The 9895-nt window shown below is 67.0% G+C and carries 7 protein-coding genes; 4 read left to right on the forward strand and 3 right to left on the reverse strand.

Features of this window, described 5'->3' with window-relative positions; all coding sequences use genetic code 11:
* Positions 1-230 precede the first annotated feature (230 nt).
* Complete coding sequence (locus tag MJ783_RS13930; protein ID WP_239310864.1) at positions 231-914, forward strand: M23 family metallopeptidase; 684 nt, start codon at positions 231-233, stop codon at positions 912-914.
* A 290-nt stretch (positions 915-1204) separates the two neighbouring features.
* Here MJ783_RS13930 and pcrA read toward each other — a convergent pair whose 3' ends face one another.
* Together pcrA and MJ783_RS13940 are read right to left on the reverse strand one after the other, a co-directional pair.
* Positions 1205-3601, reverse strand: a complete 2397-nt coding sequence (gene pcrA / locus MJ783_RS13935; RefSeq protein ID WP_239310865.1) for a DNA helicase PcrA — start codon at positions 3599-3601, stop codon at positions 1205-1207.
* A gap of 79 nt (positions 3602-3680) precedes the next feature.
* On the reverse strand, positions 3681-3818 hold the full coding sequence (locus MJ783_RS13940) for a hypothetical protein (protein WP_239310866.1): 138 nt from the start codon (positions 3816-3818) through the stop codon (positions 3681-3683).
* Between the two features lie 201 nt (positions 3819-4019).
* Between MJ783_RS13940 and MJ783_RS13945 the strand changes: the two genes are divergently transcribed.
* Positions 4020-5162: a threonine/serine dehydratase gene (locus MJ783_RS13945; protein ID WP_239310867.1), complete on the forward strand. Its 1143-nt coding sequence runs from the start codon at positions 4020-4022 to the stop codon at positions 5160-5162.
* 43 nt (positions 5163-5205) lie between these two features.
* Here MJ783_RS13945 and guaA read toward each other — a convergent pair whose 3' ends face one another.
* Positions 5206-6825 (reverse strand): glutamine-hydrolyzing GMP synthase, encoded by a 1620-nt coding sequence (gene guaA, locus MJ783_RS13950; protein WP_370651625.1) that lies wholly within the window; start codon positions 6823-6825, stop codon positions 5206-5208.
* On the opposite strand from guaA, the gene MJ783_RS13955 reads away from it, so the two are divergent.
* Positions 6818-7168, forward strand: a complete 351-nt coding sequence (locus MJ783_RS13955; RefSeq protein ID WP_239310868.1) for a hypothetical protein — start codon at positions 6818-6820, stop codon at positions 7166-7168. The genes guaA and MJ783_RS13955 overlap by 8 nt on opposite strands.
* Positions 7169-7313: 145 nt before the next feature.
* Positions 7314-9895: nitrate- and nitrite sensing domain-containing protein (locus MJ783_RS13960; RefSeq protein WP_239310869.1), on the forward strand; the 2582-nt coding region annotated here is incomplete at its 3' end.

Consider the following 9895-nt stretch of genomic DNA (forward strand, 5'->3'; position numbering starts at 1 on the left):
GTGTAGCGTCTTCATCGGTTTACGGGATCCCCCCTCCTGCCGCACGGTGCCGTGGCTGGAGCCTTGTCGACCAACAGGAGCGTGAGTCCGGGTTGTCGCAGCCCCCTGCCCGCAGCTCCGCGCGACACCGTGAGCACGGTGCGCCCGCGAGACGCGGGATACCGTTCGGTCGCGGCCGGCGAACGGTGCCCCTGGCCCAACTGCGTCGCACCGGAGTTGCCTCGGCTGTTGTGTCGACGCTTGGCATCGCCATGGTCAACACAACCGGCATCGCGCACTCCGAACCGCCATCTCTCACCCGACTTGGGACCGTCGGGGCGGCTTCGGCCTCCGGCCAGGCCGAGAGCGCGACCGATGGCCTGAGTGACCCGGCCCTGGTCGCACAGCTCGACAACGACGGCGCGGCTATGCGGCTCCGGGTCCAGGCTGATCGGGCTGACCGCGATGAGGCACTGGCCCAGCTGTCCATCCTCCTCGTGCAACGACGGAATGCGGCCGAGCGGACCGCACGCGATCAGGATGACGCGCTGCGCTGGGTGCGGCCTATCGAGGCCCGTCTCACCCAGCGGTTTGGCGGTGCCAACGGCCACCCCGGAATTGACCTTGGAGCCGCGCTGGGCACCCGGATCGCCGCCGCCCACGGCGGCACAATCATCTATGCGGGATGGGAGTCCGGCTACGGCAACTTCGTACAAATCATGCACGAAAACAAAATTGTCACCTGCTACGGCCACCTGTCACGCATCGATGTCCGGGTCGGCCAGGTGGTCGCCACCGGCCAGCAGATCGGCCTGGAAGGCTCAACCGGTTATTCGACCGGCCCGCACCTGCACTTCGAGGTCCGGCTCAACGGCCAGGACGGGATGAAGATCGACCCGCTGGCCTGGCTCGCCGAACACGGCGTGACCTACTAATACGTGCCTGACGGCTCTCTACAGGCGCTAAGAGCGCTCCGATAATAGGGCGCGAGCCGGCCAGTCCTATTGCCGGAGCCGCTAAGAGCGTGTGTGAGATCGTCATTCCGGCTCGCCGCGCCCAGGCGTCCCCTGGCTGCGTTGTCGGCCGCACCGAGACAACTCATCCGGTGTCGCTTCGGCCTGCCGCCTTGCCGGGGGGCGCCTGGACGCGGCTCACTGATCGAAAGCCCGATCTCACACACGCTCTAAAAGCCGCCTGCGTTACACGACGCCAGCGCCACAGCCGGTCAGAGTTTTTCAACGGGTGCGAAACGCAGGAGCAACCGTTTGGTTCCCGTTCCATCCCCAAAATCAATACTCGCTTCCAGATTGTCACCGGATCCCGCCATGGCGACAACCTGGCCCAGCCCAAACGTGTCGTGGTTGACCCGGTCGCCCGTGGTCAGATCGGGAATGGGACGTGGGACCGGCGAGGGCCGGCGGCCGGGTAGTCCGCCGGCCCTCGCGGGCGACGGCCCAGCGGACGCCGAGCCCCACCCCGACACCCGCGGCGCGGACACGGGCGACGGCGGGCGAGTGCTCTCCTGCCAGGTAACCAGCTCTGTCGGCACCTCATTGAGGAAACGCGACGGCGGGTTGTACGCCGGCTGACCCCAGGCATTGCGGACATGCGCCCGGGTCAGGTAGAGCCGGGCCCGAGCGCGGGTGATGCCGACATAGGCGAGGCGACGTTCCTCCTCAAGCTCGGTCGGGCTACCGAGCGTGCGGATATGCGGGAACATGCCGTCCTCCAGCCCGGTCAGGAAAACAACCGGGAACTCCAGCCCCTTTGCACTGTGCAGGGTCATCAACGTGACGACCCCGGCTCCGCCGTCAGCGGGGTCGGGTATCTGGTCGGCATCGGCCACCAGGGAGACCTGTGCCAGAAAGTCCGCCAGTGAACCCTGCGGAAAGCGTTCGGTGAACTCCCGGGCCACGCTGACGAGTTCCTGCAGGTTCTCCACCCGTCCGGCGGCCTCGATATTTTCCTGCGCGGTCAGTTCGGCGAGGTATCCGGTTCGTTCCAGGGCCGCCTCCAGCGCCGTTACCGGACCGGCTTCCCCGACCGCCCGCAGCTCGGCGAGAAGGTCCACGAAACCACGGACCGCGGTCGCGGAACGGGTAGGCAGGCCCGGGATCTCCCCCGCCTGGCGCAGGGCGTCAGCGAACGGAATCCGCTCTTTTTCGGCAAAGACGGCGAGCATCGTCTCGGCACGCTCGCCGATGCCCCGCTTGGGCACGTTGAGAATACGCCGCAGACTCACCGTATCCGCCGGATTGGCCAGCACCCGCAGATAGGCGAGGAGATCCCGGACCTCACGCCGATCGTAGAAACGCACTCCGCCGACCACCCGGTAGGGCAGCCCGACCCGCATGAACAGTTCCTCGAAGACACGGCTCTGGGCATTGGTCCGGTAGAAGACAGCGACGTCACCCGGCCTGGCTGTGCCGGCGTCGGTGAGCCGATCGACCTCGGCGGCGACAAACGCGGCCTCATCGTGCTCACTGTCGGAGACATAACCGACAATCTTCTCGCCGTCGCCCGCGTCCGACCACAGCCGTTTGGGCTTACGCTGCCCGTTACGGGCGATCACCGCGTTGGCCGCCAGCAGGATCGTCTGCGTGGAACGGTAGTTCTGTTCCAGCAGAACCACGGTCGAGTCAGGATAGTCCTGTTCGAACTCAACGATGTTGCGGATGTTCGCGCCCCGGAAGGCATAAATCGACTGATCGGCATCACCGACCACACAAAGCTCGGCCGGTTCCACACCATGGCCCCCCACGCCTGGGCGGACCGGCTCACCGTCCACGGTCAGCGGGGATACGCGCCCGACCAGCTCCCGTACGAGCACGTACTGAGCGTGATTGGTATCCTGGTACTCGTCGATGAGAATGTGCCGGAACCGGCGCCGGTAATGCTCGGCGACCTCCGGGAATGCCTGCAGCAGGTTCACGACAGCCATGATCAAATCGTCAAAATCGAACGCGTTCGCTTCCGCGAGCCGGCGCTGATAAATGCCGTAAGCCTCGGCGGTGGCCCGTTCGACATGATTCGCCGCCCGGTCGCGGGCGGTCTCCCAGTCGATCAGCTCGTTCTTGAGATTGCTGATCCCGACAGCGAGCGCGCGGGGAGGGTAGCGCTTGGGATCAAGGTCCAGATCGCGAGCGACCAACGCCAGCAGCCGCTGCGCGTCGGCCGCATCGTAGATTGAGAAACTGCTGGTGAACCCAAGTCGCACCGCTTCCGACCGCAGGATACGCACGCAGGCGGAATGGAAGGTGCTGACCCACATCGCCCGCGTCCGGACGCCGACCAGCGCGGTGACCCGCTCCTTCATCTCGTTCGCGGCCTTGTTGGTGAACGTGATCGCGAGGATCTCGCCAGCGCGGGCCCCGCGCACGGCCAACAGATAGGCGATCCGGTTCGCGAGGACCCGCGTCTTGCCCGATCCCGCGCCCGCGACCACGAGCAGTGGCGAACCGGCATGGACGACCGCGGCCCGCTGCTGCGGGTTCAGCCCCCCCAGCAGGACATCGGGACCGAGTCGCGGAGCGGGACGACCAGCCTGCTCGCCCGGGTCGACACCAGCGTCAGCACCGGCATCATCGAAGTCGGCGTACGGACCGCCGGAAAGAGTACTCATAGCAAATCGATCATATGTTCGACGTCCGACAGTTCTGGCAGCGATGCACACTCGACACCCTACGAGGCACCGGTAGGCCTCACGACAGGGCGTAGCGCCGGATCGGCATCCGGGCCACTCCGATCACGCGGACCACTCCGATCACGCGGGCCATACCGGGATCGATCAGCTGGCCGAGCGGGCGGCCCGCCGGCACAGTCAGGAGGATCTCGGGCATCCGGTTTGACGACCATCGGCACGAGCGAGCATCCTGAGCGGGTGGCGCAGCATCTTATGATTATTTCTTGGGCGCGCGAACCCGCCTGACGAGCCAGCGCTCCGGGTCCGTGCGCCTTGCCCTCCTGCCATGCCGGCGGGGGGCTTTTTTGTTGCCGCGGCCATGCAGCAAGCTGGTCGCCGAGCCATCGGGAGAGCAGCGATGAGCCGACCAGCCGCCACCCAGGCGCCGACCAGCAGTGATGGCGCCGCTGCCGAGACTCCGTCAAGACCCGGCCCGCCCCCAAGCGGCCGCCGTGCCGACCCGCCAGCCGCGGAGGTCCCCGATGCCGACATCAACACCACCGACATCAACACCACCGACATCAACGTCGCCGGCATCGACGTCGACCGGGCCGCGGCTGTGCTCACCGGAGTGGCCCAGCGCACCCGGGTCGTGCGCAGCGCGCACCTGTCCCGCCTGACCGGCGTGCCGGTGTGGTTCAAATGCGAGAACGAACAGCGCACCGCCTCGTTCAAGCTGCGCGGCGCCTTCACCCGGATCGCCCTCGCGGACCCCGAGGTGCGTGCGCGTGGCGTGGTCGCCGCCAGCGCTGGTAACCACGCCCAGGGCGTGGCCTACGCGGCGGCCCGCTTCGGCGTCCCAGCGACGATCTTCGTTCCAGCCGGGGCAAATCCTACAAAAATCGCTCGAACCAGGCGATTCGGTGCTCATGTCGAACTCGTGTCAGGCGACGTCGACGCCGCCCTGCTTGCCGCCGAGTCCGCCGCGCACGACCTCGGTGGGCTGCTCGTACACCCCTTCGACGACCCGATAGTGATCGCCGGTCAGGGCACGATCGGGCTCGAGCTGATCGAGCAGATACCGGGGCTGCGTACCGTGCTGGTCGGCGTTGGCGGCGGCGGGCTGATCGCGGGTATCGCGACAGCGCTCAGACAGCGCCGCGCCGATGTGCGGGTAATCGGTGTCCAGGCAGCGGGCGCGCCCGCTTTCGTCCGCTCCTGGCGCCGCGGGCACCGGCTGTGGGTACCGGCCACGACGATCGCGGACGGCATGGCCGTGCGAAGTCCGGGCAATCTGCCGCTGGCTCTCGCCGCGGACCTGGTGGATGACATGGTCACGGTTGATGAGGAGGCGTTCTGGGAAGCGATGGTGATGTTGGCCCAGGCCGATGGCCAGACGGTCGAACCGGCTGGTGCCGCCGGGGCCGCGGCGCTGCTGCGCCATCCGGGCTGCGCGCAGGGCCCGACCGCGGTGGTCCTGTCCGGCGGGAACATCGACCAGGCGACCGCTGGCCGCGTACGGGCGCTGGTGGCCGAGTCGCTGCGCACACCCGCGGCCTGAACCGGCCACATCGCCACCCGGGCCGCTCCCACACCACCCGGGGCTACTCCCACTCGATGGTGCCAGGGGGTTTCGAGGTGATGTCGTAGACCACCCGATTCACCTGGGCGACCTCGTTGACCACCCGATTGGAGATGCGTTCAAGCAGCTCATAGGGCAGCCGAGCCCAATCGGCAGTCATCGCGTCCTCGCTGGTGACCGCACGCAGGACAACCGGGTGCCCGTACGTGCGCTCGTCCCCCTGCACCCCGACCGAGCGGACGCCGGCCAACAGCACCGCGAACACCTGCCAGATCTCCCGGTCCAACCCGGCACGACGGATCTCCGCGCGCACAATCGCATCCGCGGCCCGCAAGGCCTCAAGACGCTCAACAGTGACCTCACCGATGATCCGGACAGCAAGGCCAGGCCCCGGGAAGGGCTGCCTCCAGACAATCTCCTCGGGCAGCCCGAGCTCCTCGCCGAGCCTGCGCACCTCGTCCTTGAACAGCGTGCGCAACGGCTCCACCAGGTTGAAACGCAGATCGTCGGGAAGACCACCCACATTGTGGTGCGACTTGATCTTCGCCGCGGTCGCTGAGCCGGACTCGATGACGTCGGGATACAGCGTCCCCTGTACGAGGAACTCAATCTGGGTTCCCTCGCTCTCGGCCCGTGTCTCGAGCTCGCGGGCCGCGGCCTCGAAGACCCGGATGAATTCCCGGCCGATGATCTTACGTTTACGCTCGGGATCGGTGACACCGGCAAGCGCGGCGGCAAACCGGTCGGCCGCCTTCACCTGGAGCAGCTCAACGCCGGTCGAGGCAACGAAGTCCTTCTCGACCTGTTCGGCCTCGCCAGCGCGCAACAATCCATGATCGACGAATACGCACGTCAACTGATCACCCACGGCTCTGTGCACAACGGCCGCCGCCACCGCCGAATCCACCCCACCGGACAGCCCGCAGATGACCCGGCCGCCACCGACCTGAGCACGCACCGCCGCCACCGCCTCATCCGCGATGTTGAGCGTGGTCCAGTCCGGCCGGCACCCGGCACCGGCGAACAGGAAGTGCCGCAGGATGTCCAACCCCCAGTCGGTGTGCGCGACCTCGGGATGAAACTGGACGCCGAACAGCCGGCGTTCGGTGTTCTCGAAGGCCGCGACCGGGGTTGACCGGGTCGCCGCGGTGACCACGAAGCCAGGTGGTGGTGCCGTCACCGAGTCGCCGTGAGACATCCACACCTGCTGGGCGACGGGCAGATCCGCGAACAGGACGCCCGCCGCCATGACCGCGAGCGGGGTCGCTCCGTACTCCGCGACACCCGTGCGCGCGACCGTCCCGGCCAGCGCGTGCGCCATCACCTGATGGCCATAGCAGATGCCCAGGACCGGGATACCGGCACCGAACAGCGCCGGATCCACCGCCAGCGCGCCCGGTGAGTACACCGACTTCGGCCCGCCCGAAAGGATAATCGCGGCGGGACGCCGAGCGATGATCTCCTCGACCGGAAGATCCCACGGCACGATCTCCGAATACACATGGCACTCGCGTACCCGCCTGGCGATGAGCTGAGCGTACTGGGCACCGAAGTCCACGACCAGAACCCGGTCATGGACGGGGCGAAACCCCGGATCGGTACCGGTCGGACGTCCGGCGGGCTGCGAGGCTGCGGTGTTCACGGCGTCAGCCTACGAAGCGGCAGGGGCCCGCGGCCGCGCGGACATTGATCCTTTCCCGCGGACATTGATCCTTTCCCGCGGCCGTGCCGTGACGGGTGTCCGCACGAGTCCCGGCCGGGGCACCGCCTGGATCACCAGACAGCAGCCGCGCGCGCTGGCCGATCGTAACGATTCCGGCATTCACGACTACCATCAACTAGTATCAGCCCATGCCCGTCTGGCCGCTCCTGGGTTCGGCGGGAACCACTCCTGGGTCCGGCGGGAACACAGCCACCGCATCGAGCGGGAAGTGGACAACACTTCCCACACTTCCGGCTGTGCCGAGAAAACCATGATCCTATAGCCTTTGGGTGGCTACCCTAGGGTAGGCGTCTTTCGGGTCGCCTGTCCGTACCGCTAAGGTGCCTGTCGAGGGACATCCGGGCCCGATACCGAGCCATCCTGGTACGACGTGTTCCGGGAGGCTGGCGGAGAGGTTGCGAAGGTACGTGCGCAGACAACCGATAGCCAGCAGGGGCGTCGACGCGCCCGCGGCATCCCCAATGACGCCGGAGGAGCCCGCCGACGACGGTGGGCATCGCGTCGGTGCGCCTACGATTACCCCGGCGGCCCCCGGCGGCCTGCGGCGGATAGCGGCGAACGTCGCTACCCCGGCGAACTGGCGGGTCCGGACCAAACTGATCGCGATTCTCGCCGTTCCAATGATCGCCATCCTGGTCAATGCCTCCCAGGGGGCCAACACGGTCCTCAGCAGCACTCAGCAGATCAACAGAGTCCGTAACATGATCCAAATCAGTCGCGCCGCCACCACCCTCACGTTCGAACTGGAACGGGAACGCACCTACACGATCGGCTATGTCGCGAGCGCGGGGCAACAGCGTTCCCTCGACGCGGTCAAGGCAGCACAGGCCCGGGTCGATCAGGCCGCCCGTGACTACGAGGACACCGCCAAGGGCCGCCAGAACGGCTTCAGTGAGCAGACCCGGGCGGCAATCCAAGCAGCCGCCGACCGGCTGTCCCGCCGACAGAACGTACGCGCGACAGCGCTGACTGTAGTTGACCCAGGCACTGTCACCGTGGCCTATACAACTATTATCAACAGTCTTGTCAACCTGGTTGCCCTCATTCCGCAGGGTCAGGACGACGGGTCGCTGCTGGCGGACGTGGTGAGCGCGGACTCGATTGCCCGCTCCGGGGAATTGCTGGCCGCTCAGCAGGCGCTGGTCTACGGCATTCTACAGAAGCAGCAGTTCGACAACAGCGACTATCGCGCGTTCGTCGGATTCCACACTGAGCGCGAAAGCCAGATTTCCCGCTTCGAGGGCGCGGCAACCGGCCCGCAGCGCGATTCGTACGGGACGACTGTTACCGGTCAGGACGTGTCGCAGGCCAACGACAACTCGCAGACCGTGCTGACAGGACGAGTTGGGCAGCCCCTCGACCTGGACGCCCAGAAATGGCTGAGGTCGACCCAACAGACGATGGACCTCAACCACAAGGTCCTGACCTCCCTTTTCAGCGACACCGACAGCCGGGTTCAAACGCTTCGTTCGACTATTCAGCGCAAGGCGCTGGTGGCCGGTCTGCTCATCGTTTTCATCCTGGCCGCCGCCCTCCTCATGACAATGGTCGTGGCCCGCTCCCTGGTGCGGCCACTGCTCGGACTGCGCGCGGCGGCGCTCGACATCGCCGGCAGCCGCCTGCCTGAAGCCGTCCGTCGCCTGCGTGACTCCACTGACCAGGACATCGACACCAACATCCAGCCGGTCGGTATCGACACCGAGGAAGAGATCGGTGAAGTCGCCCGTGCGTTCGACGAGGTACACCGGGAAGCCGTCCGCCTCGCCTCCGAGCAGGCGGTCCTGCGAAACAACGTCAACGCGATGTTCGTCAACCTGTCCCGACGAAGCCAGGGCCTGGTCGAACGGCAGCTACGGCTGATCGACGATCTGGAGAACCGGGAGCAGGACCCCGACCAGCTCTCCAACCTGTTCAAACTCGACCACCTCGCCACCCGTATGCGGCGGAACAACGAGAGCCTGCTGGTCCTCGCCGGTACCGACACCGCTCGCCGCTGGACCCACCCCGTCCCGCTCAACGAGGTCGTCCTCGCCGCCATCTCCGAGGTGGAGCAGTACACGAGGGTGAAGCAGTCGGCCGCGGCCCCGGTATCGATCGCCGGACACGCGGTGAGTGACGTCGTGCACCTCATCGCCGAACTGCTGGAGAACGCGACATCGTTCTCGCCACCGGCAACAGAGGTGCTGGTCACCAGCCATTCGCTCGGTCCCGGCGCAGGGGCAATGATCGAAATTGAGGATCGTGGCATCGGCATGCCGGCCAAGGATCTCGAGCGTGTCAACGAGCGCCTTGCCAACCCGCCGGTCGTCGACGTGTCGGTATCCCGGACGATGGGCCTGTTCGCGGTAGGCAGGCTGGCCACCCGGCACGGCATTCGCGTCCAGCTTCGGGAATCAACGTCCGGCGGCATAACCGCCGTGGTGCGGCTACCAGCCAAAGTTGTCGCCGGTGATCCGTCCTCAAGCGCCCCCGCACGGCCGGCGAGTACCGTCGGTGGCGGTCGCCCATCTGTTGGCAGCCGGCCAGCGGCCGACAACGCTTTCCCCGCGGCCATGCCCAATGGCAACTTCACGGCCAACGGCAGGACGCTGGCCAAGGACAGCGCATTCTCCAACGGCTCTGCCCAGCTCAACGGGCATGCCCCGTTGAATGGCAGCGATCCGAGATCCGTCGAGCCGCAGTTGGGATTCCCGCCTCTTCCGTCCCCGGCGCCGCACATGGCGTCCCACGACGACCAAGACCGGGGACGTCGTCCCGGAGCGGACGGGATGCCGGCCGACAGCGGATTCCGCCAGGCGGGAAGCGGCGGATTGGACGTGGGCTCCACCCGTTTCGGAGGTACGAAGCCAGGGCCGGACGCTCTGTCCAGCGCTACCGGCCCGCAGAACATCATCGCCGGCGACCGGTCGGGAACCGATTTCCCAGCCGCGACCGGACCTTCCAGCGACGGCTATGAGATCCCCCGCGGGCCAACTGTGTCGCCTTGGCC

Origin of the sequence: Protofrankia sp. Cj3 (assembly GCF_917627355.1) — a bacterium.
Lineage (GTDB): Bacteria > Actinomycetota > Actinomycetes > Frankiales > Frankiaceae > Protofrankia.